Below are 23,214 nucleotides of genomic sequence, written 5' to 3' on the forward strand. Positions count from 1 at the left end.
TCATTTTAGAAATTATTCTAATTACATTATAAGTTAATTTTTGTTTGTATTTTCACACTTAAAGTAGAAACCTATAATTATAAGTTAGCTTAAATTTATAAATAAAAAAGTAGCCTTTGGCTACTTAAGTTATTGTTTTAAATTACGCATGCATCACATTCATAGTTTTCACTATCTTCTAATACTTCTTGTCTTACACGTACGTAGTAGATTGATGCACATTTTTTCTTAAATGCATGAATATATGCTTTATTTAAGTCACGAGTTGTAACTTGGTCTGTCATAAATAATGTCAATGAAATAGCTTGATCAACGTGTTGTTGAGCCGCTGCAACAATATCAATAATTGGCATTGGTCCAACTTCATATGCACCTAAAGCATAGTAAGCCATATTGTCAAAATTAATGTTGTAAGCAGGAACATAAATTCTACCTAATTTTCCTTCTTTACGTACTTCAATTGGTGCTACAACTGGTTGTAAACTTGGAGTACATGAAGATAAGTAACTAATTGATCCTGTAGGAGCAACAGCCATTAAGTGTGAATTTGCGATTCCATCTTTTTTAATTAATTCAACTAATTCAATTCAATCTTGTTGAGTTGGAATAGTTACATTATATTGAGCAAATAATTCTCTAACTCTTTGTGTTTCAGGAGTTCATTTGTCTTGTGCACATTTAGTATATTTATTAAATCAACTTCCATCAGCAAATTGTGATGTTTCAAATCCATCAAATGTACCATATTGTAAAGCTAATTTATGTGATGCTTTAAATGCATTGTATGCCATTGCATAGAAAAACATATTTGTGAAATCAACAGCTTCAATTGAGTTATATCAAATAAAGTTTGTCGCTAAGAAACCATGTAAGTTCATTGCTCCTAAACCAACAGCGTGATTTTTTTTGTTACCTTGTTGAATTGATGGTGCACTACTTAAATCACTTGTTCGTGAAACTAAATCTAAAGCATTAATTGAATGTTCAATAACTTCTGCAAATTCAGCTCCACTTTCCATTACTTTAGCAATGTTAAGACTTCCTAAATTACAACAAATATCATCTCCCATTGTTTTGAAACTTAAATCATCATTAAACGTACTTGGTGTTGAAACTTGTGCAATTTCACTACATAAGTTACTCATAACAATTCTTCCAGTCGCAGCATGAGCATTATTATTGTTTACAGTATCGTCAAATAAAATGTATGGATATCCACTTTCAAAATGTAATTCTGCAACAGTTAAAAAGAACTTTCTTGCATTAATATAAGTTTTTTTAATGTTTGGGTTTTTAACTAAATTCTCATACTCTTGAGTGATTGATATATCTGACATTGCTTTTCCATATTCTCTTTCAACATCATAAGGACTGAATAAAGCCATTTCCTCATTTTTTTGAGCTAATTCAAAAGTAACATCTGGGATAACTAATCCTAAAGATAAAGATTTGATACGAATTTTTTCATCAGCGTTTTCTCTTTTAGTGTCTAAGAAAGACATAACATCAGGGTGATGAGCATTTAAATAAACAGCTCCTGCCCCTTGTCTTTGACCTAATTGATTAGCATATGAGAATGAATCTTCTAATATTTTCATAACTGGAATAACACCAGTTGCTTGATTTGCAATATGTTTAATTGGTGCACCTAATTCACGTAAGTTAGTTAAACATAAAGCAACCCCACCACCACGCTTTGATAATTGTAATGATGTTGTAACTGCACGACAAATTGATTCCATGTTATCTTCTACTCTTAATAAATAACATGAAACATATTCTCCACGTTGTTTTTTACCAGCATTTAAGAATGTTGGTGTAGCTGGTTGAAATCTACCTAGCATTAATTGTCTTAGCGTTTTTGTTGCAGAATCAAAATTACCATTTCCTAAAAATAAAGCATTCATAACAGCTCTATCTTCAAAGTTTTCTAAGTATTCTTGACCATCAAATGTTTTTAAACCATATGAATTGTAAAATTTCATAGCTCCCATAAAACTTGGAAATTCACGTTTAAATCCATAAGCAATATCAGTAATTTCTTCAATTTGTTGAATAGTATACTTATTAATTACTTCTTCTTCGTAGTATCCATTAGAAACTAAATATTCAATTCTTTCTTTAACTGAATCAAACTTTACAAATCTAGGTTCAACATGATGTTTTAAATAGGCTTTTGCAGCTTCCACATCTAATTTGAAATTATCTGATCCAGCTGCTAATATTTTAGCTCTGGCATTTAAAGTAACATATTCATCACTTTCATCTGTACCAGATAATGTATTTATTTTTTTATCTTCCATTTTTATTTCCTCAAAAGTCTTTCAATATTTTATTAATTTTTTCTACATCGTTTTGAGTTCCTAATAATTCAAATTGATATAACAATGGCACATTAAGTTTTTTTGAAAGAATTGGTCCTGCCATTGCAAAAGTATTACCAAAATTAGTATTACCTGAAGCAATCACACCTCTACAAAAGTTTCTGTTTTTTTCATTGTTTAAAAATTTAATTACTTGTTTTGGAACTGCTCCTGAAGTAAATTCTCCACCACCACTATATGTTGGAGTTATCAATACATAATCAGAATCAGCATTAATTTCTTCTTCTAATTCGTATGGTATTCTTGAATTTTTAACACCTAGTTTTTGAATAAATCTATGTGTATTATTTGAAATTGATGAGAAGTAAACAACATGTACTTCTCCTTTAGGCTTGACAATCTCTTCGCCTGAAACTAATTTAATATCATCATGCATTTTTTAGAACTCCCAGTCGTCATCTTCTGTTTCTTCTGAAACACCCATAATATATGATGAACCATTCCCTGAAAAGAAATCATGGTTTTCATCTGCTCTTGCTGATAGTTGTGTGAATATTTCTGGTTCAATTCTAGTTTCTTCTTCTGTAAAAGGTGAATCATATCCTAAATTTTGTAAAAATTTACCTGCATTATATACACTAAATCTAACTGCATCATCGGCTAATCCAAAACCATCATATAATTCTTTTAAATAAGCAGTTTCTAAGTCAATTAGTTCGTATAGCAATTTAAATACAAAGTCTTTCATTTCAGCTTGTTTTTCTGGTGAAAGCTTGGCAACTTTCTTTTGATATTTATATCCACTGTAATAGTTGTGAATAACTTTATCTCTTAAAATTAATCTAATAATATCTGAAGTATTTGGCAATTTACCTCTAGCTGATAAGTAAAAAGGCAAGTAGAAACCTCCATATAATAAGAAACCTGGCATTAAAGCTGCAGCAACTTTTGATTTTAACGGATCATCGTTTACATAATAAGGAATTAATGCTTTTGCTCTTTCTTGTAATGTTTCTGCATTAATAACTCATTCATGAGCTTCTTCGATTTGTTCACTTGAACATAATGTCGAGAAAATTGAACCATATGATCTAGCATGAACAGCAACCATAAATGCAAAGTTTGTATAAATAACTTGTTCGTGATCTGTTAATGAATTAGGAACTTGTGCAACATCTCCAACAGTTGCTTGAATTGTATCTAATAAAGTTAACCCTGTAAAAGTTCTTGTAATTAATTCTTGTCACTCAGGTGTCAATGTTCTTCAAGATGTTAAATCATTTGAAACTGGAATTTTTTCAGGTAACCAGAAGTTTTGTGTAATTCTATTTCAAACCTCTAAATCTTTTTCGTCATTTACTACATTTCAGTTTACTGAACGCATTTTACCTTTAAATCCTTGTTGCGCGTACTCAATAGGCGAAACAGATTCATTATAGTATTGATTTTTTATTTTAGCCATAATAATTATATTCCTTTCGTTTTTCTCTATTATAAATTCAACTAAATAAAAAAATTTCTTCCTAGTCTTTTGGACATAAAAAGAAACTTTAATAATTAAAGAGTGGTTTTTCACTTATAGTCTTCAAATTGGTTTGAAGGCGGGGTCAGTAGCCCATTATGCTACCCTGTATAAGTTTCTTTTATATTCAGTTGTAAATTAATAATAATTTTTTATTTTTAAAAAATCTTAAAATTTGCTATTGTATTTATTTTTTTTCTATTTAAAATGTTGCAATTTATACAACACACCAATAGAATCAACAACTTTTTCTTTTTGCTTCAACTTTTTATATTGTGTTAACAATTTATTTACTTTAAATTCAATCAATTCAAGATCTTTATGTGTGTATGACATCATATTTTTTTTATAAGGACCAAAAGCAATAATATAGTATTTAAGCAATGTTTCTCATGAATATTCAAATGCTTTTGGTGTTTTTGGATCAATTGTAATAGTTAATGAAATTATTTTTAGCATTGTTGACATTTGAGAATTATAGTCAGCTATTTCTTCAAATCTATCAACCTTATTCAGTAATTTTAAAAAGTTTTTAATATCGAGATTTATAGATTTAAATTTTACATTTTTATAATTAAATTCAAATTTTTCTTCATTTTCACTGTAAAAATGCATAGTTTGCACTATTCCAACTTTTTTAAATAAAATTAAGCAATCTCCCAATACACCATTATTTCTTTTATTTTTATTGATCATTTCCATATAATAAGTTGAATATCTCACTCTTGCTATAAAATCAATTAATTTTTCATTTCTAAACTTTATTTTTTTAAATTCTTTAAATTTTTTAGAGTGCTTTATAGTTCAAGTTGGATTAAAGTCTTTTTGATTTATTGGAGACACACAATGAACTGTTTTAAGAGCTCCTTCAAAAGTCTTTATGTTTATCTTTCCCTGTTCTTTAGATGAACTTAAAAATAATGGTAAATATGCATAAATTGCCTCATAAATTTCTTCCCCTTCTGATATAACTGAAATATTTTTTAGATTATCCCTTAAAAAAATTGTTGTTATCTTAGAAAGTTCATGAATCAATTTAAATTTTTGTTTAATATCAATTATATCTCAGTTGTCTTTTTTGAAGTTTAAAATAAAAGCATTCAATTCATCTTCATTTTTTAAAAATTGAACCGTTGGTGCAAGCCATTCTTTTTCTTCTGAACTAAGTTCTCTTCCTTTTTTGTAAGCTTCAGATATATTTTTTCTTGTAAATACTTTTTTTATTTTATCTACCATATCAGCTGGTTTTAGAACATCTATCATAAGCATTGTAACTAAAAAAGGATAAACTATTGAATAGTAATATTTATTTAGATTTTCACTTTTAAAATTTATATCATATTCAAATTTACTTGTTAAAGCACATAAACTAGCAAAAGTTCAATAATAGTTCTGATTAAGAGCTTCTGAATTAACAAAAGATGTTTTTATAATATGGTTTAAAACAAATCCTTCAATTACTTCCTTAATAAAAATTTTACTGATTTCATCTAATTCTTTAAATTTTGATTCTATATTTTTATCTTGAAATGTAAAAATAAAAAGTTCATTATAATTTTTAATTATGTAGTTTGATATTTCACTATATTTTTCAGGTTCAATATTAATCAATGATTCATTTTTTCACAATTGAAATTGAAATAGTGAATAATAAGTAACATCGTATATTTCATTAACTTTTTCTTTTAAATCATTATTAATTTTTTTAAAAATAGAAGATGCGTCTTTTTTAACGTATTCATCAAAATATGCTCAAAAAACTGTGTCTAAACGATTTATCATAATTTATCTTCTTTCTAAATATTTTTAATAAAGTCTTTAATAGAATTAATTGCTAACTGTGAAAAATTTTCATTTTTTAGTTTTCTAATTTCCTGTTTTGTAATTTTTCTATTAGGTTTTTTAAAATCAATTTCATCAACAATCCCTCAGTTAGCTTTCATAGGTTGAAAGTTTGAAGCTGAAGCCTTATTGATGTAATTTAGCAATGCACCTGATACAGATTTTGAATCTGGAATATTCATTTGTTTGTTGTTCAAAAAGTTTGCTATATTGATTGCTGTTATTAATCCTGAAACACAAGATTCCACATATCCTTCAACACCTGTTATCTGTCCTGCAAAAAATATATTTTTGTTCGATTTAAGTTGTAAGTATTTATTAAGAACTTTTGGAGAGTTAATAAAGTTATTTTTATGCATAACACCGTATCTAACAAATTTTGCATTTTCTAAACCAGGTATCATAGAAAAAATTCTTTTTTGCTCAGGTCATTTTAAATTTGTTTGAAATCCGACTATGTTATAAAGCCTGTCACTTGCGTCATCCTGACGTAATTGAACGACTGCATGGTTTCTTGTTCCATCAGGTTTATCTAAACCTCTTGGTTTCATTGGACCAAATAATAAAGTATCCAGTCCTCTTTTAGCCATTGCTTCAACTGGCATGCATCCTTCAAAGTATTTTAGTTCAGCTTCTCCAGGCAAATGACCAATAGCAATTTCTGCTTTAATTAATTCATTGTAAAAATTTAAATATTCTTCTTTTGACATAGGACAGTTTATATAATCATTAGTTTCACCTTTGTCATATCTATTTTTTTGATAAGCTATGTTCATATTGATTGAATCCTTTTCAATGATTGGAGCAACCGCATCATAAAAATAGAAATCATCACTTCCTATAAGTCGAGTAATCTCAGATTGTAATTTATCAGTAGTTAGTGGCCCCGAAGCAATAAGAGTTATTTCATTAGGGTCAATTTTTTCAACTTCTTTATCAACTACTTCAATATTTTTATTCGAACTAATTTCTTTTGTTATGTATTCTGAAAATAAAACTCTATCAACTGCTAAACTTCCTCCAGCTGGAACTTGTGCGTATTCAGCTGCTCTTATTATTAAAGAATCTAAAAGTCTCATTTCTTCTTTAAGAGTACCAACTGCATTAGTCATTTCATTACTTCGTAAAGAATTTGAGCAAACTAACTCAGCAAACCCGTCCAAAAATTGGACGGGATTTTTAGTTATTCTTTTTACTTCATAAAGCTTAACTTTTATATTTCTTTTTGCTAATTGATATGCAGCTTCTGTGCCTGCTAAACCAGCTCCGATAATATTTATTGTTTTATTATTCATTAATTCATTAACCCTGCTTCATAAAGTTTTTTAAATCTACCTGGAGTTGAGATTAATTCATCATAAGTTCCTTGTTGAACGATTCCTTTTCCGTTTGCACCAAGAACAATTATTTGATCAACACTTTTAATAGTTGATAAACGGTGAGCAATAGTTACACTAGTTCTACCTTTCATTAATTTATCCAACTCAGCTTGAATTTCTTTTTCTACAATATTATCTAAAGCAGAAGTGGCTTCATCTAAAATCAAGAAGTCAGGATTTTTCAAGAATACTCTAGCAATAACTAAACGTTGTTTTTGACCACCAGAAAGTAAGAAACCTCTTTGACCTAAAATAGTTTTATATCCATCTTTTAGCGAAATTATGAAATCATGTAAATTTGCCTTTTTGCAAGCTTTCATAATTTCTTCATCAGTCGCGTCAAATTTTGCATATCTAATATTTTCAAAAAAATCTCCAAATAAAATTTGTGGTTCTTGTTCTACATACCCTACTCTGCTTAGGTAAGCTGGTAAGTTAATTGTATTTAAGTCATGTGAATCTTTAATTAAAGCGTCTTCGTTTTGATATTTTCCTTCAACCATTATTTTTCCATCAACAGGCATATAAAATCTTAATAATAGTTTAGCAATTGTTGATTTACCACTACCTGTTTCACCAACAAAGGCGTATGATTTACCTTTCTCGAATGTAATATTCATTTTTGGTAAAATTGTTTTTTCAGGTTTTTTAGGATAAGCAAAAGCAACATTTTCAAAAGTCACTGAATTAATTTTCTCAATTAATGGGCCTTCAGGGTTTGGTTTAATTGTTGGTTCTGGATCTGTTAATTCTGATATTCTTTGAGCAGCGTTTTGAGCTCTTGTTGCAGAACGCAATGTTGGAATTAACATTGCAATAGCTCCAACAACAAATGAAACTAAAACCTGCGCTAAAGGCATTTTAACTAATAATAGTTCTGTATTACCGCTTTTTAAGAAAGCAACACAAAATATAATAACAAATAAAGGCATCATTGCTGAAGCTGTTATTTGAATTCATTGAGTTAGTAATGCAGATCATTGAACAGCTTTGTCACCAGCTCTATTATAAATTTCATTTAATTCTTCAACTCTTTTAACTTCATATTCTTCTAAACCAGAAGATTTAATTAAAGATATATTTGAAATTCTATCAGTCATATCTTGATCAACTTCACGTTTTCTATCAAATGCTGTAATTAATTTTCTTCTGTTTTGAATAAATATAATAACTGCAATTCCAATTGAGAAAACCATATATACAGCCATAATAACTGCTACATATCAAATTCCTGATAATATCATGATTACTACAGCCATTATTATTCCAGTTAAGAAGTAAATCATATTTGTAAAGAATTGCTGAATACCAAATGCTAATGATTGTGTATCACCAACAAGTCTTGTTAAAATATTTCCTGATACATGATCAAAGAAGAAGTCAACATCTTGTTGCGCTAATCTAATTAACATTTTTTGTCTTTGATTAATTTCAACATGTAAAGAAAATTGAGCAACACTTCAGTTAACAACATATTCAGACATAAATAAAAGTACAAGAGTTGCTAATGTGATATATAGTCAAGTTTTTCATTCTATAATAGATACTTGTCATGCTAAAAAACTTAGAGTTTCTTTTTTTTCAGTTCCAGCTAAGTCATTCATAATACCTGAAATCATCATTGTTGCAAATACTGGTAAAAAAGTTGATATTAAGGCGTCTAACATTGTGAAAAAACAAACAGTAAAGAAAAGAAATTTATTTTGACTTGCAGATTCAAATATTTGTTTCATAAAAACACCAAGTTTTTTAAATGAAAATTCCATATTTACATCAAAACCATGTTTGTTTAATTGTTTTTGATTATTGTTGCTCATTATTTACTACACCCTTTCCATCATTTTTTGAATTACCTGCGTCATATAAATCTTTGAAATGACCAGGCACTTTTTTAAGTTCGTTGAAAGTTCCTCTTTGAACTATTCCTTGTTTTGGAGCTAGAACTAATATTTCATCAACATTTTTAATTGTTGATAGACGGTGTGCAATTGTTACACTTGTTCTGCCTTTCATTAATTCATTTAATTTTGCTTGAATTTCTTTTTCTACAATATTATCTAAAGCAGAAGTAGCTTCATCTAAGATTAATAGTTGAGGGTTCTTTAAAAACATTCTAGCAATAACTAATCTTTGTTTTTGACCACCAGATAACATAAATCCTCTTTCACCAAGAATTGTGTCATAACCATCTGGTCAACTCATAATTAAGTCATGAAGTTCAGCTTTTTTACAAGCTGCAACCACTTGTTTATCTGTTGCCTCAAATCTTCCATATCTTACATTGTCATAAACATTACCTAAGAAAATAGCAGGCTCTTGCTCAACATATCCTACTTTGTCTAAATAAGATGATAGAACAACATCTTTTAAGTCAATATTTTCGTTAATTAAAACTTGTCCAATAGTTGGATCATAAAATCTTAATAATAATTTTGAAATTGTTGATTTACCTGCACCTGTTGTTCCTACAAATGCATATGATTTACCTTGTTCAAAAGTGAAATCAAATTTTGGTAATATAAGTTCTGTTGGTTTTTCAGGATAAGCAAATGCAACATCTCTAAAGTAAATATTTCCTTGGATTTTGTCAATAACTACACCTTCTTTATCTTCAAAGTGATTATTGAATCTTGGTTCTTGCTCTAAAATTTCACCGATTCTTTTTGAAGCTACATTTGATTGAGTTAAACCAACTAAAACTCTTAAGAAAGACATTAAAGGACCAATCATTAAAGCTGAAGCTGAAATCATACCTGGTAAAACTGCAGCTACATCATTTGCATCATAAATTAAAACTGTTGCAATAATCATAATTGTTTCAATTGCATTAATAATTAAGAAAATTAATGACAAGATCATTGCTTGGTAGTAGTTCATGTGTGTTGATTGTTCAAAATAAGGAACGTGTTTTTCAATAAATCTGTTTTCTTCATATTTTTCAGTTCCTGAAGCTTTAATTAATTTAACATTACTAATTCTATCAGTAACATCACCATTAACTTCTGTAACAATTTTTCTTGTTTTGTATGCAATTGGTTTCATTGGAATAAATAAAACTGCAAAAATTATAAACATAACAAGAAACACAGAAAATAAAACAATTGTTAGTGGACCTGATATTGTTGACATAACAATAATTGAGGCAATTGTTGTTAAAATACCGTTTAAAAAAGTAATTGGAATAATTCCAGTTTGTTCTCCAATAATTTGAGTATCAGAAACAACTTTTGTTAAAATTTCTCCAATTTTTTTATCAGAATAATATGACATATCCATCGAAACTAATTTTTTGTTTAAATCATTTCTCAAATCAACTTCTATTTTTTTACCTAACATACCAGCTGTTCATTGAGAAACAAAAGTTGCTAATGCCATAAAAAGAATAATAGCTATTTCAATACCAAGTAAAGTATTAAAATTTAAACCTCATCACTTTGGTAACACTTCTCCTGTTTTTTCAACTAAAACAGCTGCACTCATTTGCTCAATAATTTTAGGAGTCATTGCTGACGCAATAGATAAAATAATTACTGAAATTAACATAAGTGTTGTCCATAATTTATTTTTTTTCATATATCTAATTAATAATCCAATATATGAAGATTTTTTCTTTTTAGATTTATTTGCTTCTAATTCTGTGTTTAAATCAGATTTTTTCAATCATCTTGAAACTCTAACTTGTGGTGTTGAAGATTCATTTAGCTTTTCATTATCAAGCATTTGTTGTTCTTCTCTGTCCATAAAATCCCCTCTTTTCTAATAAAATGCCTTTGCATATTTTAAATATTTTACCACCAAAAGGCAAAATAAAAAACACCTAATGTGTTTTTAAATTTGATTTAAAATATCTGCTGCACTTTCCAATAATTTTGCACCATTTTTTAGCAAATTATTACTTGAAGATTTAAATTTTTTTAAATTTTGTGGAATTGCAAAGCACGGTTTATTTTCATTGACAACAGCGTTAAATAAAGGTTCTATTTCACTAAAATTTGAATGTTCTAAAAATACAACAGCTTTTGATAAACCATTAATAATTCTAATGTTCATTTCATTTTTATTGTTAATTGACTTGTATTTAAAACTGTTTGATTCTTCATATTCGCTTATCACTAGAAAATCTGCATAATCAACGTTTTTATTTTTATTTCAAAATTCACTTTCTATAAACTTTTGAAGTGGTTTTTTTGTAATTATAATTAATTTTCCTTGTTCTGCTATTATAAAATCAATTAATTGCTTATCAAACTTGCTCTCATCTGAAATTAAAATTGTTCTATTTTCTTTAATTAAATCAGCAATGATTTTTTTTATTGCCATTATGTTATATTCATCAATATTCTCTGAACTGCTAATAAATATTGTTTGAAAGTAATTTTGTAATAATGAAATATTACCTAAATAATAAATTATAAATGCAGGTTTCATTATTTGCTTAAGGTTATTTGGATAAAGTGGATTGATAATTGAAATGAAATTATTAGGTATTGAATTAGGAACTTGAATTAAGTTCTGAGTTTCTATTTTTTCTTTTCTATCTAATGCATCATAAATTTGCTCTCAATCACCATGATACTTTAGTGAGAAATATAATAATACATTGTCCATTATTAATTTAAATACATTATTCTATTTGCAATAATTTCATTAAACACGTTGGCACTCTCTTTATTAATTGATGAATGTATTCTTGCTTCAATACCAACAACAGCTTGGTCATGCAATGCAAATTCATCATTAATAGCCGAAGATCAAGCTTTAACATTAATTAAGTCATCTTCATTTTTTCCTGTTTTAGATTTATAAGAATTGGGAACTCTAACAACAAACTTGTATAATTTTGCGTTTCCATCTTTTGAAGTATATGCAACTTGTGCATCTCCTTCAATTTGTCCGATTATATTTACTAAATTCATATGAACTCCTTTTTATTATTCGTCAGACACCTGACATAATATAGTTAAGGAAAAAAATAAAAAAATAACATTAAAAGTTATTTTCTAAAATATCTTTAATTGGTTTGTAACTCTTTCTGTGTATTGGAAGTACCCCAAACTGTTTAGTTTTTTGTAAATGTTCTTTAACACAATATCCTTTATGTAAATCAAAATTATATTTTGGATAAATTTTTGCATAATCAATCATTATGCTATCTCTGGTTGTTTTTGCCAAGATAGAAGCTGCTGCAATGGATTGGCTTAAATCATCACCTTTTATAAAAGCTACACAATTATAGTTATCTATATTTATTTTTTCAGCATCAGTTAAACTTATAATTGGTTTAGGTTTTAAACTAGTGATTGTATTGATCATACCTAACCTACTAGCTTGCTTTGGATTTAATATATCAACATCACCAGCTTCAATTATTTCAATAGCATAACTTATTGCAACTGTTTTAATTTCTTCGCAAAGTATTTCTCTTTGTTTTTTAGATAACTTTTTTGAATCTCTAATTAATGTATTTTCATAATCGCTTGGTAATATAACACTAGCAACAACAACAGGTCCAGCCATTGCTCCTCTTCCAGCTTCGTCACTACCGCTAATAAAATCAGTATTATTTTCTAGTCTAATTTGAGTATCAAATAAAATTCTTGATTTATCTATCATAAATCTGTTATGTCCTCAATAGCTTTTTCATTTCTAACTTTTGAAGCTTTTTCCATTTCTTCTGGAACAACTTCTAAAATTCTTTCATAAGAAACTTTAGTAAATTCATTTCCTATGATATCTCTCATAAATGCATCAATAACACGATCATAATCAAGTAATTCATCATTCATATATCATTTTCTTACTTTTGCTATCATTTCAAAAATAATAAAAGTATCTGCAATTTGAATTGGTCTTTGCAGCCTTGGAGAAATTTTATAATGGTTTTCAATTAATCCTTCATAGTGATTAAACAAGTATTGCATCAATTTTCCTGCAACTCTTTCTTTTGGATAAACATTTTCTCTAATAGAATTAATCGCACATATATTTGTAGCTACTGTTTCATTCTCTAATTTAGCTGGCAAGACTCCAGGTGTATCTAATAAAGAAATAAATTGTGATAAATGAATTAATTGTATTCCTCTTGTTAAACCAGGTTTATTTCCTGCTTTAACACTTTTATTTTTAATTAATCTATTAATAAAGGTTGATTTACCAACATTTGGAATTCCAATAACTAAAACATTAATTAAAGAATTGACCATTCCTTTTGCTTTATCTTTTTCTTGCTTTTCTTTTGTTGCCTTATTAATTAAATCAATTAATGGTTTAACAATATTTTTTTGTTTGTCATCTAATACCATTACAGTATTATTTTTTTTCTCATAATAATCAACTCATTCTTGAGTTACTTTTGGATCAGCAATATCTGCTTTTGATAAAACATATAAAATAGGTTTATTTTTTAATATTTTTGAAAAGGTTAAATTACGAGATGAATATGGAGCACGAGCATCCAAAATCTCAATAACTAAGTCAACCACGGGAATTTTTTCTTCAATGTTTTTTAAAGTCTTATTCATATGACCTGGAAATCAGTTAAATTCTGCACTCATAATTTTTTCTCCTTTTTAATCTTTTTATATTATAACAAATAAAAAAACTCTCATTTAACATGAGAGTTATATTGTTGAATAATTGACAACTATTTTTTATCAGCTTTTGTTGGTAAAATTTCTTTAATTCTTGCAGCTTTACCTGATAATTTTCTGATGTAGTAAATTCTAGCTCTACGTACACGTCCACGTTTAACAATAGTAACTTTATCAATAATTGGTGAATGTAGTGGGAAAGTTCTTTCTACGAATACACCATTTGATAATTTTCTAACAACAACAGAATAAGTAATACCTGAACCTTGAGTTTTGATTACCAATCCTTCAAATGTTTGAATACGGAATTTTTCTCCCTCTTTAATTTTAACGTCAACTTTAATAGTATCCCCTGATGTAAAATCTGGTAAGTCGTTACGTAATTGGTTGTTAATAATATCGTATTTTGATTGTGTTGTTTTTGTTGCTTTTGATGCCATATTATTTATCTCCTTTCGATTTTCTAAGATTTTCTAATAATTGTATTTGTATTTTGTTTAATTTTGATTCATCAATTAAATCTGGTCTTTTATTAAAAGTAGAGATTAATTGTTGCTCGTCTCTTCACTTTTGAATATTAGCGTGGTGTCCACTTAAAAGGACTTCAGGAACTTTGTCTCCCCTATAATCATGGGGTTTTGTATATACTGGATAATCCAATAAATTATTTTCAAAACTTTCTTGTTCATGTGATTCAGTATTTATAACTCCTGGTAGAATTCTAGTAATAGAATCTAACATTATTAATGAAGGCAATTCTCCACCGGTTAACACATAATCACCAATAGAAATTTCAATATCAATATATTTTAATATTCTTTCATCAAAACCTTCATAATGACCACAAATTATAATAATATGGTCATACTCACTTGCAAATGTTTTTGCAATGTTTTGATTTCAAGTCTTCCCTTGTGGAGATGTTAGTATAACTATTGAGTTATCTGTTTTAACTGATTCAATTGCACTAACAACTGGATCACACATTAAAACCATTCCTCTTCCTCCACCAAATTGATACTCGTCTACTTGATTATGAGGCAATGATGTAAAATCTCTAATATCAATAATTTCTAATTCAATCTTTTCTCGCTCTAAAGCTTTTTTAATAATTGATTCAGAAATATAAGACTTAATGATATTTGGAAATAAAGTTAGAATTGAATATTTCATTATTTTAATCCTTCAATGTTTTTTAAAGTTATAATTTTTGATTCATCATCAATGTTTTTACTATACACATCAACTAAAGGTACTCAAAATGCTTTTTCTTCATTTTCAAATAAAACTTTAATTAAATCATGATTACCATTAAACATTGTTTCAATAACTTTGCCATTCTGATTGTTATAAATAACAGAATAGTAAGTTAAATCATAGAATATTGAGAATGCATCATTATCATTTAAATATTTTATTTTCTTGCCTTTAAAGATCTCAACTTCATTAATATGATTATGTTGCTTAAAATAAACAACTAAATAATTCTTTTGCATACTAATTGATTCAACTTGTTTTGGAATAATTACATTATTAGCATTTTCGATAAATAAAAGTTTAATTTCACTTATGTCATTTGCTTCGATGTTTTTTTCTAGAGCTATTTTAACAGCCCCTTTAATACCAAATGTATTTACAATTTTTCCAATAGATAATAAATTTTTATTTTCCATTTTGTGTCCTTGCTAATTTAAAGTGGTTTTAAAACAAATTTTTATTCTGTTTGAATTATTTCTTGTTAGCAAGTTTTGCTTCGTGTAATGCTTTCATTACACCTTGTTTTGATAATAATTCTCTAACAGTTTCAGTTGGTTGAGCTCCGTTTTGTAATCATTTTAAAGCTAACTCGTTGTTAATTTTAATTTCTGATTTTAATGGGTCAAATGTTCCAATTAATTCTATGTATTGACCATTACGGTTAACTCTTGAATCAGCAGCTACTATTCTGTAGAAAGGCGCTTGTTTTTTACCAATTCTTTTTAATCTAATTTTTACCATGTTTCCTCCTATAATTTTTAAAACCTTATTTAATTTTACTAAAAATAAAAAAGGTGTCAAGTAAAACTACTTAACTTCCCTTATTTTTTATTTATATCTATGATTTATCGGTCTCATTCTTCATTCAACAATACTAAATATTGAGAATGCTACGCTATATCTTAAGATATTTCAAGCAAATATTGATAAACCTATAGCAAAGTTAATATCACCTACATTTTCAAGTTTACCATCAGAATGATCATGTCCTTCATGAAATAATTGCATTGTGTGGTTGTGAACATGATCATGATGAGATGTTAAGCCATCAAGATACATACCTAATACAAACATACCTGTTGTAATGATTGATGCTAATAATATCATTACGGGAATAGGAGTAAATCTTTTTAATCTTGCTTTTGTTTTATCAGTATCTCTGTGTATTGGGGAATTGTTAAATACTACGTTAAATACAGCTCATACCATTCAGACTATTAATACATTTTGAGGTGCTTCTATTACAGTTGATCAAATTCCATGTTCTCCACCATGAATTCCAAAATGAATAAAAGGGTTTAATAATCCAATAATTGATGAAAATATTGGCCCTAATGTTGCTATTGATATACATATGAACGCAATATCCAAAAATCTAAAGTCAATTCATAACTGACCTGAACCTACTGGTAATGCAACTTTTTCAAAGAAAATATCTAAAGCGCTCACTGTCGCTGTTAAAGCTAAAAATACAGAAGTTAATACCATTTTATAAATAAGTCTTCTTCTTGACATTTTAAATTCAACCGACAATTTAAATTCATTTTTTTCAATATGATCATGACCTCCTTTTTCATCAAAATGATGAATACCATGATAATGATCTTCTTTTCTATGTTCTTTTTTGTTTATTTCTTCTTCTTCAAGCAAACTTATATCTTTTAAATAAGTACCAAATTCTTTTTTTTCTCTTTTCATGTTTTCTCCTAATTTATAAAAATTATAAATAAGAAATATAACTTTTTCAAGTAAATATTAAAAAATAAATTAATATAAGATAAAATAAAAAAAGAAAAGAGGAAAATATATATGTCAAAAAACAATGTATTAGATATGATCGTTGAAATTCCTAAAGGTTCATCTAATAAATATGAAGTAGATGCAAAAACAGGAAGAATTATTTTAGATAGAGTTTTATATGGTGCAAACTTTTATCCAGGCGAATATGGAATGGTTGAAAACACACTAGACTGAGATGGAGATCCATTAGATGTTATTAGTTTATGTACTTACCCTACAATGCCTGGTGTTCAAGTAAGCGTTAGAATTTTAGGATCAATTAAAATGATTGATGCCGGAGAAATTGATACTAAATTATTTGGAGTTTTTAATGATGACCCAAGATTTAGTTCATATGAAAAATTAGAAGATGTACCTCAACATTTACGCGATGAAATTGAAAACTTCTTCTTACAATACAAAGCTTTACAAAAAAAATCAGTAAAAATTAATGGTTGAGGAACTTTAGAAGAAGCAATTGAAGAATTACATGAATGTAAAGAAAGATTTATTGAATATAAAGACAGACTTGAAGCTGGTGAAAGAGATTTAATTTTATCTGAGTGAAAAGCAAAGGGAATTGGGCAAGGATAATTAATAAATAATTACCAAAAAATATGAAAGCAATATTTAAAAATAATTTTAAGTATTTAGTTTTAATTTCATTAACTTTATCATTTCTATTAAATTTTCTTTTAATAATTACTGTTTATTTTTTAGGAAATTTAAATATAAGTGGTTTTAATAAGTCTCTTTTTATAGAATTTGAAACACCTACCTTTTTGGTTAGTGAAGCTTTTAGAATTATTGTATACATTTATTTAATTTATAAACTTGTAATTTCAATACGCAATGGTGAAGAATTTAAAATTAAATTTGCAGTTTATATATTATTGTTAATTTTTGTAGTTATACCTTATATTGAGCATTTTCAAACATTTGATAGTTCTTTTTTAAATGATTATTTTGATTCTCATTTAAATTCTAATTCTATCAGTAGAGAAGAATTTCTTAAAGTAAGTAAAAATAAATTATTAATTTTTAATATTATTTCATCTATTATTTTAATTTTAATAATTTTTCGTTTTGTGTTATACACAATACATATATTAAATGTTTTAAAAGTTAAAAGAGAAGTCAAAAATATCGAAGAAAGAGGTTATTAAGCCTCTTTTTTTACATATAAACAAAAGGTCCAACTCATTTTGCATTTTCTCAAAAATGTGCATTTTTAATCAAGGGTAAATAACTTATTTTAATGTTTTGTGCATAAGTTCTGGCACTAACAAAATCTTGAACATATTCTTCTAAAGCTAATTTAACTAATGAACTAATTTCATTACTGTAACTATATTCAATAGCTTCTTTCACTTTAAGTGAAAAAAAGTATGACATTATCATTGAAATAAAACCTATAAAGAAAAAAACTGAGAACATCGGTATTTTTCAAATTCATAAAATAATTTTATCTACATTTTCACTTGATCTACCGCTCATATAGCCAAACAAGATGCAATTCATTAATAAACATATACACATTAACGCTAGTGACAGGAAAGGAATAGTTACCAATAACCATTTATATCCTCTAACTAATCAATTTTTTTCATTTATTTTTGATGCTATTCATAACCTAGAGATAATATAATCAATTTCATAACCAACTGATTCAAATATTTTTTTAGATATTACAATTTGTTTCTTGCTTTTATTTAAATTTCTAAATAAATTAATATAATTTTCAGTATCTGCATAAATAATTTCATAATCAACTAAATGATATATTCTTTTAAACTGTTCAATTATTCTTTCTATTTCTTTAGAACTAATAACATCGTTATATGAATTGATTCTTGGCACTTGATAATTCATGTAAGCTCTATTGAAATACAACACCGAAAAGAGCAACGATATCATCACAATAAAGTTAACTATTAATAGCATTAAATTTATAATAAATAAACTATCCATATTATCACCTATATTGATTATAAAAAAAATAACACCTAAGTGTTATAAAAATATTTTTATTAATTTATTATATTTTCGAGAATTAAATCGCTTTTACCTAAATTGCATCTTTTACATAATGTTCATAAATTTGATAAATCTGAATTTCCACCTTTTGCAATAGGAACTTTATGATCAATATGTAGTACAAGTGAACTATCATTTTTCTTTGATTCACCGCAGACTTGACACGTTAAATTATCTCTATTAAGAATTTGAATGCGAACTCTATCACTGACAAGGCTTCTTTCATATCTTCTCCTAAATTCTTCTGAAGATCTTTTTGCTTTTTCTTTTTCGACACTTTCTAACATATCAAATATTTGTTCAAAAGTTTTAATCATATTTTCTCTGTAACTATTTCTTCCAGCAGGTGTCACATATCCTTTTGATAAGTTAATATTGAAATCAACAGCAGGTTTCATATAATTAGAAAAATAAATTTCTTTTTCATATTTGTAAAATTTTTTAGGTTTAATTTTTGAAGTCAAGATAATTTCTAAATTTGTTTGAGCAAATGATTCATTAATTTCTTTTTCATATTCTTTTTTAAATTGTCTGTTAGCTATTATAGTTCCAACAATATTTCTAATTTGAATTTCATTTTCATATAAATAATTATAGCAAGCGCTATATAGGCAAAAATTATCATAAGTTTTTTTACCATTAAAGTGATTGAATTGAAGCACTATGTGTCTAGCATTTAGTTCTTTAAATCTTTCTTTATAAACTGAATCAATTTCATTTCTTTTTTTTATTGCTTCGCTTAATCCAATTATTTTATCTCTTATTTTTTTAGCTTTATGAGAAAAACAAGAGGAAATTACTACTATTAAAATTAAACATATTAGAAGAAATCCTATAATAAATAAACTATCCATTTTATCACCTATAATTGTTATTTAATTAAATAGCTGCATTATGATATACGTTTTGTACATCTTCTAATTCATCAAGCTTATCTAATAATATTTGTAATTGTTGTTTTAATTCACTATCTGCAACTTCAATGTAATCATCAGTTGGAATTAATTTAATTTCTGATATTAAGTATTCTTCAATTCCTAATTCATCTAATGAATGTTTAACAGCATTAAATGATTTATAAGGAGCGGTGACAATTACCATGTCTTCTTCAACTTCTACATCATTTACATCAACTTCACTCAACATTAATTGTTCAAGTATTTCTTCTTCTGTTTTACCTTTAAAGGCAAACATTGAAACTTCTTCAAACATAAATGCAACTTTTCCTTCTGGATTTCCATTATTTTTATTAAATACTTCTCTAATATTTGCAGCTGCACGGTTAACATTACTTGTTAAAGCATCAACTATAATAGCTGTGTTTCCGGGTCCCATACCTTCATATCTATTTGACACATAGTTTTCTGCATCTCCACCAGATGCTCTTTTAACTGCTCTATCAATGACTTCTTTTGGAATTTGATTTGATTTAGCTTTATCAATTAAAGCTCTTAAAGCTAAGTTTGAAGATGGATCAGTTCCACCAGCTTTAGCTGCCATATAAATTTCTTTACTAGCTCTACCATTTGCTGCAGATTTTTTAGCTGCTGTTTTGGCCATTGAGGCGGCGCGAACTTCGTGTGCTCTTCCCATATTAAAACTCCTTTTTAATTTTTTCTATATTTCTTATAACTTCTTCAACTTTTTCGTCTAAGTTATTATTGTTTGCATCAATAACTAAAAATGGAAAGTCATTTTTATGTTCTTGGTAGTACTCTTCATATGATTCATTTAATATTTTTCAATACTCATTATCAATACTTAATTCTGCAGATCTTCCACGTTCATTAATTCTTCTAATTGAAGTTTCATCGCTAACTTTTAGGTAAACAACTAAATCAAATTTTAATCTATCGTTTGGATACTTTAAGTTTTCTGAAACGACATATTGGAAAAAATCACAATAAGTTTTATAATCAGTATCATCGACATTACCCATTTTATGACCTACGTTCATGAATATTGGATCTTCAATAATTGTTCTGTCAAAAATTTTGTTCTTCAAATCTTTTGCAGCAAATAATTGTTTTGATCTTGCAGTTAACATGAATATTTGCATTCTAAAAGCATAAGCTTTGATATCTTTATAGTAATCTTCAAAGTATGGATTTTCATATATGGGTTCTGGAAAAATTTCATAGTTTAATCTATTTGATAATTCTTGAGATATTGATGATTTTCCTGCTCCAACTGTTCCAAAAATAGCTATTTTCATATTTTCTACCTTTCCTTATTTAACTTTTAAATCTTCTTTTCTCTTTGTTGATTGATAAATTCCATAGAACTTTTTAACTTCATGAGGTTTTAATTCTCTATATCTTCCAACTTCTAAATCATCAACTTCCAAAAACTCAATCTTAGTTCTTTTTAACTTCATTAAATTTGCTTCAATTGCTGAAAACATTTGCTTAACGTGGTGCTTTTTTCCTTCAGCAATTGTCATTTCAACAATTGTTTGATCTTTTTCTTGGTCATAATTTAATAATTCAGCTTGAATTGCTTTTGTAAAGTAATCATCTTCAATTTTCACACCTTTTAATAATTGACTAACTTGTTGTTTTGAAACTTTTCCTTTACATAATCCTTGATATGTTTTAAAAAATTCATATCTTGGGTGCATAACAAAATTGGCAAACTCTCCATCATTAGTCATAATAATTAAACCACTAACATCATAGTCAAGTCTTCCGACAGGATAAACTCTTGTGGGCACATCTTTGAAATAATCAGCGACTGTTTTTCGTTGCTTTGGATCATACATTGTTGTTAAAACTAGTCTTGGCTTATTAAACAAGTAATAAAATTTTTCATTATTCTTAGTTGTTTGTTTTCCATTAACTTCAATATCAGCATCAGGAGATGCTTTAAAACCAAGTTCAGTAATTACGACACCATTAACTTTAACTTTACCTTCAACAATTAATTTTTCTGCGTTTCTTCTTGAAGTAATTCCTCTAGCTGAAATGATTTTTTGTAATCTTTCCATTAAAACATTCCTTCATCAGATTCATCTTCAAAGATATCTTCCTCTGAGACCATTTCTTCAGTAATTTTTATTTCTTCTTCAAAATTATTTTCTTCATCTTCATTTTTGTATGAAGCAAAATCAATTTGAGGTAACGCTTCAAATCCACCTGTTATGTTAAATAACTTAAAGAAATTATCAGTTATTGTATAAAGGTTTGCTCCTGTTGAAGTTTTACCAACCGCTTTAATTAATTTTTTTTGTCTTAATCTATATATTTGGTATGAACATTCAGCTTGTCTTATCAATTCAATGTCATGTTTTGAAATTGGTCCTTTATAAACAATAATTGATAATACTTCTATACTTGAATTTGATAGTCTAGAATTATTTACTTCTAATTCTAATTTTGCAAAATATTCGTGTAATTCTGGTTTTGTTTGTAATCTATATTTGTTTTTTCCAAATTTTTGAATAGAAAAAGCACAGTCAGGATCTGAAGAATATTTTTTTTCTAACTCTAAAATAGTTTCTTGAATTGTTACTGGTCTAACATCTTCTAATACATTTTGTAAATCTAGTAAACTAATACCTTCATCACCATAAACAAATAATAAACCTTCAACAATAGCTTTAATATTACTATTCATATTCTTCTACCTCTTCTATTCTTTTTAAGACTGTTTCATCAGCAAGAGCTTCAGATGTAAATCTGAACTCTAGCGTATCATTTTTTTGATTAATAACAGCAACTTGATGCCTAACCATATCTAACACAGCTAAGAAAGTTGAAATCAAATTAATTAAGTTTAATTCGTATCCTGTGATAACTTCTTCAAGTCTTCATTCTTTGTGTTTATTTGTTTTCATAACATCAACAATTGATTTAGCAATTACTTGTGGAGAAATAATTTCATTTTGAATTGGAGCATATGCATCTTCTAAAAGCATACTTTCATCATATTCAAAATCATCATTAAAGTTTTCTGCTTTTTGCAAGATCCTTTGAAAAATTTCAGCAAATTCATCAATGCCTATGTCTAACGGATCGACCATTAACTCATCGTTTCTGTCTGCTATAGATTGAACAAATGATTTTTTAGTTTTTGGCTTAGAATAAGTTTGTAAATACTCTTCTTGTTTATTATAAAAATATTCACTAACTTCTTTAATTTGACCATATTGATTAATTTGTTCAAGTAAATCTTCAAACATAAAATCATCTTGTAATTCTTCTTCATCTTTTGGTAATAAAATTCTTGACTTCATTTCAATCATTTGTGCAGCCATTACTAGATACTCACTAGCTAATTCAATATCAAGTTTTTGTTGGCCTTCAATATACTTAAGATATTGATCAATGATTTCACTTAAATTAATTTCAAAAATATCAATTTTTTTATCTTTTACCATATTTCATAATAAGTCTAAAGGACCTGAGAAATTGGATATATTTAATTCATCTCAATGTTGCATATTATTTCTCCTTAGTTATTTATTATTTTATAATAAATTAGCC

At 27.1% G+C, this 23,214-nt stretch carries 25 protein-coding genes and 1 riboswitch; of the genes, 2 read left to right on the forward strand and 23 right to left on the reverse strand.

Going from position 1 to position 23,214, the window contains the following annotated elements:
• Positions 1-137: 137 nt before the first annotated feature.
• The 16 genes from nrdE to MTABA_RS03105 all read right to left on the reverse strand — a co-directional run bounded on the left by nrdE (position 138) and on the right by MTABA_RS03105 (position 16,612).
• Positions 138-2,303 (reverse strand): class 1b ribonucleoside-diphosphate reductase subunit alpha, encoded by a 2,166-nt coding sequence (gene nrdE / locus MTABA_RS03030; protein WP_100679692.1) that lies wholly within the window; start codon positions 2,301-2,303, stop codon positions 138-140.
• Complete coding sequence (gene nrdI / locus MTABA_RS03035) at positions 2,293-2,760, reverse strand: class Ib ribonucleoside-diphosphate reductase assembly flavoprotein NrdI (protein ID WP_100679693.1); 468 nt, start codon at positions 2,758-2,760, stop codon at positions 2,293-2,295. Before nrdI ends, nrdE begins: the two co-directional genes overlap by 11 nt.
• A 3-nt stretch (positions 2,761-2,763) precedes the next feature.
• Entirely contained in the window at positions 2,764-3,786 is a 1,023-nt protein-coding gene (gene nrdF / locus MTABA_RS03040; protein ID WP_100679694.1) for a class 1b ribonucleoside-diphosphate reductase subunit beta, read from the reverse strand.
• Positions 3,787-3,898: 112 nt separating this feature from the next.
• A riboswitch (nucleoside riboswitch) is annotated at positions 3,899-3,962 on the reverse strand.
• 82 nt (positions 3,963-4,044) lie between these two features.
• A complete protein-coding gene (locus MTABA_RS03045) occupies positions 4,045-5,628 on the reverse strand; it encodes a hypothetical protein (protein ID WP_100679695.1) in 1,584 nt (527 codons plus the stop codon).
• Between the two features lie 14 nt (positions 5,629-5,642).
• Positions 5,643-6,983 carry a methylenetetrahydrofolate--tRNA-(uracil(54)-C(5))-methyltransferase (FADH(2)-oxidizing) TrmFO gene (gene trmFO / locus MTABA_RS03050; RefSeq protein WP_100679696.1) on the reverse strand — a complete coding sequence of 447 codons (1,341 nt, stop codon included), beginning with the start codon at positions 6,981-6,983 and terminating at the stop codon, positions 5,643-5,645.
• The gene (locus MTABA_RS03055) at positions 6,983-8,884 is read right to left on the reverse strand and encodes an ABC transporter ATP-binding protein (RefSeq protein ID WP_100679697.1); all 1,902 of its coding nucleotides are present in this window, start codon (positions 8,882-8,884) and stop codon (positions 6,983-6,985) included. Before MTABA_RS03055 ends, trmFO begins: the two co-directional genes overlap by 1 nt.
• Positions 8,871-10,808 carry an ABC transporter ATP-binding protein gene (locus MTABA_RS03060; protein ID WP_100679698.1) on the reverse strand — a complete coding sequence of 646 codons (1,938 nt, stop codon included), beginning with the start codon at positions 10,806-10,808 and terminating at the stop codon, positions 8,871-8,873. Before MTABA_RS03060 ends, MTABA_RS03055 begins: the two co-directional genes overlap by 14 nt.
• Before the next feature lie 87 nt (positions 10,809-10,895).
• Complete coding sequence (locus MTABA_RS03065) at positions 10,896-11,675, reverse strand: DNA-processing protein DprA (RefSeq protein ID WP_100679699.1); 780 nt, start codon at positions 11,673-11,675, stop codon at positions 10,896-10,898.
• Positions 11,676-11,677: 2 nt separating this feature from the next.
• Entirely contained in the window at positions 11,678-11,983 is a 306-nt protein-coding gene (locus MTABA_RS03070) for a single-stranded DNA-binding protein (protein WP_100679700.1), read from the reverse strand.
• Positions 11,984-12,053: 70 nt separating this feature from the next.
• The gene (locus MTABA_RS03075; RefSeq protein ID WP_100679701.1) at positions 12,054-12,680 is read right to left on the reverse strand and encodes a ribonuclease HII; all 627 of its coding nucleotides are present in this window, start codon (positions 12,678-12,680) and stop codon (positions 12,054-12,056) included.
• On the reverse strand, positions 12,674-13,621 hold the full coding sequence (gene ylqF, locus MTABA_RS03080) for a ribosome biogenesis GTPase YlqF (protein ID WP_100679702.1): 948 nt from the start codon (positions 13,619-13,621) through the stop codon (positions 12,674-12,676). Before ylqF ends, MTABA_RS03075 begins: the two co-directional genes overlap by 7 nt.
• 89 nt (positions 13,622-13,710) lie before the next feature.
• A complete protein-coding gene (gene rplS, locus MTABA_RS03085) occupies positions 13,711-14,097 on the reverse strand; it encodes a 50S ribosomal protein L19 (protein WP_100679703.1) in 387 nt (128 codons plus the stop codon).
• Between the two features lies 1 nt (position 14,098).
• The gene (gene trmD / locus MTABA_RS03090; protein ID WP_100679704.1) at positions 14,099-14,830 is read right to left on the reverse strand and encodes a tRNA (guanosine(37)-N1)-methyltransferase TrmD; all 732 of its coding nucleotides are present in this window, start codon (positions 14,828-14,830) and stop codon (positions 14,099-14,101) included.
• Positions 14,830-15,330 carry a ribosome maturation factor RimM gene (locus tag MTABA_RS03095; RefSeq protein WP_100679705.1) on the reverse strand — a complete coding sequence of 167 codons (501 nt, stop codon included), beginning with the start codon at positions 15,328-15,330 and terminating at the stop codon, positions 14,830-14,832. Before MTABA_RS03095 ends, trmD begins: the two co-directional genes overlap by 1 nt.
• 55 nt (positions 15,331-15,385) lie before the next feature.
• Positions 15,386-15,655, reverse strand: a complete 270-nt coding sequence (gene rpsP / locus MTABA_RS03100; RefSeq protein WP_100679706.1) for a 30S ribosomal protein S16 — start codon at positions 15,653-15,655, stop codon at positions 15,386-15,388.
• Positions 15,656-15,742: 87 nt separating this feature from the next.
• Complete coding sequence (locus tag MTABA_RS03105) at positions 15,743-16,612, reverse strand: DUF4779 domain-containing protein (protein ID WP_100679707.1); 870 nt, start codon at positions 16,610-16,612, stop codon at positions 15,743-15,745.
• 111 nt (positions 16,613-16,723) lie between these two features.
• On the opposite strand from MTABA_RS03105, the gene MTABA_RS03110 reads away from it, so the two are divergent.
• On the forward strand, positions 16,724-17,287 hold the full coding sequence (locus MTABA_RS03110) for an inorganic diphosphatase (RefSeq protein ID WP_100679708.1): 564 nt from the start codon (positions 16,724-16,726) through the stop codon (positions 17,285-17,287).
• Positions 17,288-17,310: 23 nt separating this feature from the next.
• Entirely contained in the window at positions 17,311-17,859 is a 549-nt protein-coding gene (locus MTABA_RS03115; protein WP_100679709.1) for a hypothetical protein, read from the forward strand.
• Positions 17,860-17,869: 10 nt separating this feature from the next.
• Here MTABA_RS03115 and MTABA_RS03120 read toward each other — a convergent pair whose 3' ends face one another.
• From MTABA_RS03120 to MTABA_RS03150, 7 genes are all read right to left on the reverse strand, one after another.
• The gene (locus MTABA_RS03120) at positions 17,870-18,565 is read right to left on the reverse strand and encodes a hypothetical protein (protein WP_167373336.1); all 696 of its coding nucleotides are present in this window, start codon (positions 18,563-18,565) and stop codon (positions 17,870-17,872) included.
• Positions 18,566-18,723: 158 nt separating this feature from the next.
• Entirely contained in the window at positions 18,724-19,584 is an 861-nt protein-coding gene (locus MTABA_RS03125; RefSeq protein ID WP_100679711.1) for an HNH endonuclease, read from the reverse strand.
• A gap of 25 nt (positions 19,585-19,609) precedes the next feature.
• On the reverse strand, positions 19,610-20,323 hold the full coding sequence (locus tag MTABA_RS03130) for a YebC/PmpR family DNA-binding transcriptional regulator (protein WP_100679712.1): 714 nt from the start codon (positions 20,321-20,323) through the stop codon (positions 19,610-19,612).
• A 1-nt stretch (position 20,324) separates the two neighbouring features.
• The gene (locus MTABA_RS03135) at positions 20,325-20,945 is read right to left on the reverse strand and encodes a deoxynucleoside kinase (RefSeq protein ID WP_100679713.1); all 621 of its coding nucleotides are present in this window, start codon (positions 20,943-20,945) and stop codon (positions 20,325-20,327) included.
• Positions 20,946-20,960: 15 nt separating this feature from the next.
• A complete protein-coding gene (locus MTABA_RS03140) occupies positions 20,961-21,716 on the reverse strand; it encodes a pseudouridine synthase (protein ID WP_100679714.1) in 756 nt (251 codons plus the stop codon).
• The gene (gene scpB / locus MTABA_RS03145) at positions 21,716-22,345 is read right to left on the reverse strand and encodes an SMC-Scp complex subunit ScpB (RefSeq protein ID WP_100679715.1); all 630 of its coding nucleotides are present in this window, start codon (positions 22,343-22,345) and stop codon (positions 21,716-21,718) included. Before scpB ends, MTABA_RS03140 begins: the two co-directional genes overlap by 1 nt.
• Positions 22,338-23,171, reverse strand: a complete 834-nt coding sequence (locus tag MTABA_RS03150) for a segregation and condensation protein A (protein WP_100679716.1) — start codon at positions 23,169-23,171, stop codon at positions 22,338-22,340. The genes scpB and MTABA_RS03150 overlap by 8 nt, the downstream gene beginning before the upstream one ends.
• Between the last annotated feature and the right edge of the window lie 43 nt (positions 23,172-23,214).

The organism is Mesoplasma tabanidae (assembly GCF_002804025.1).
Taxonomy (GTDB): domain Bacteria; phylum Bacillota_I; class Bacilli_A; order Mycoplasmatales; family Mycoplasmataceae; genus Mesoplasma; species Mesoplasma tabanidae.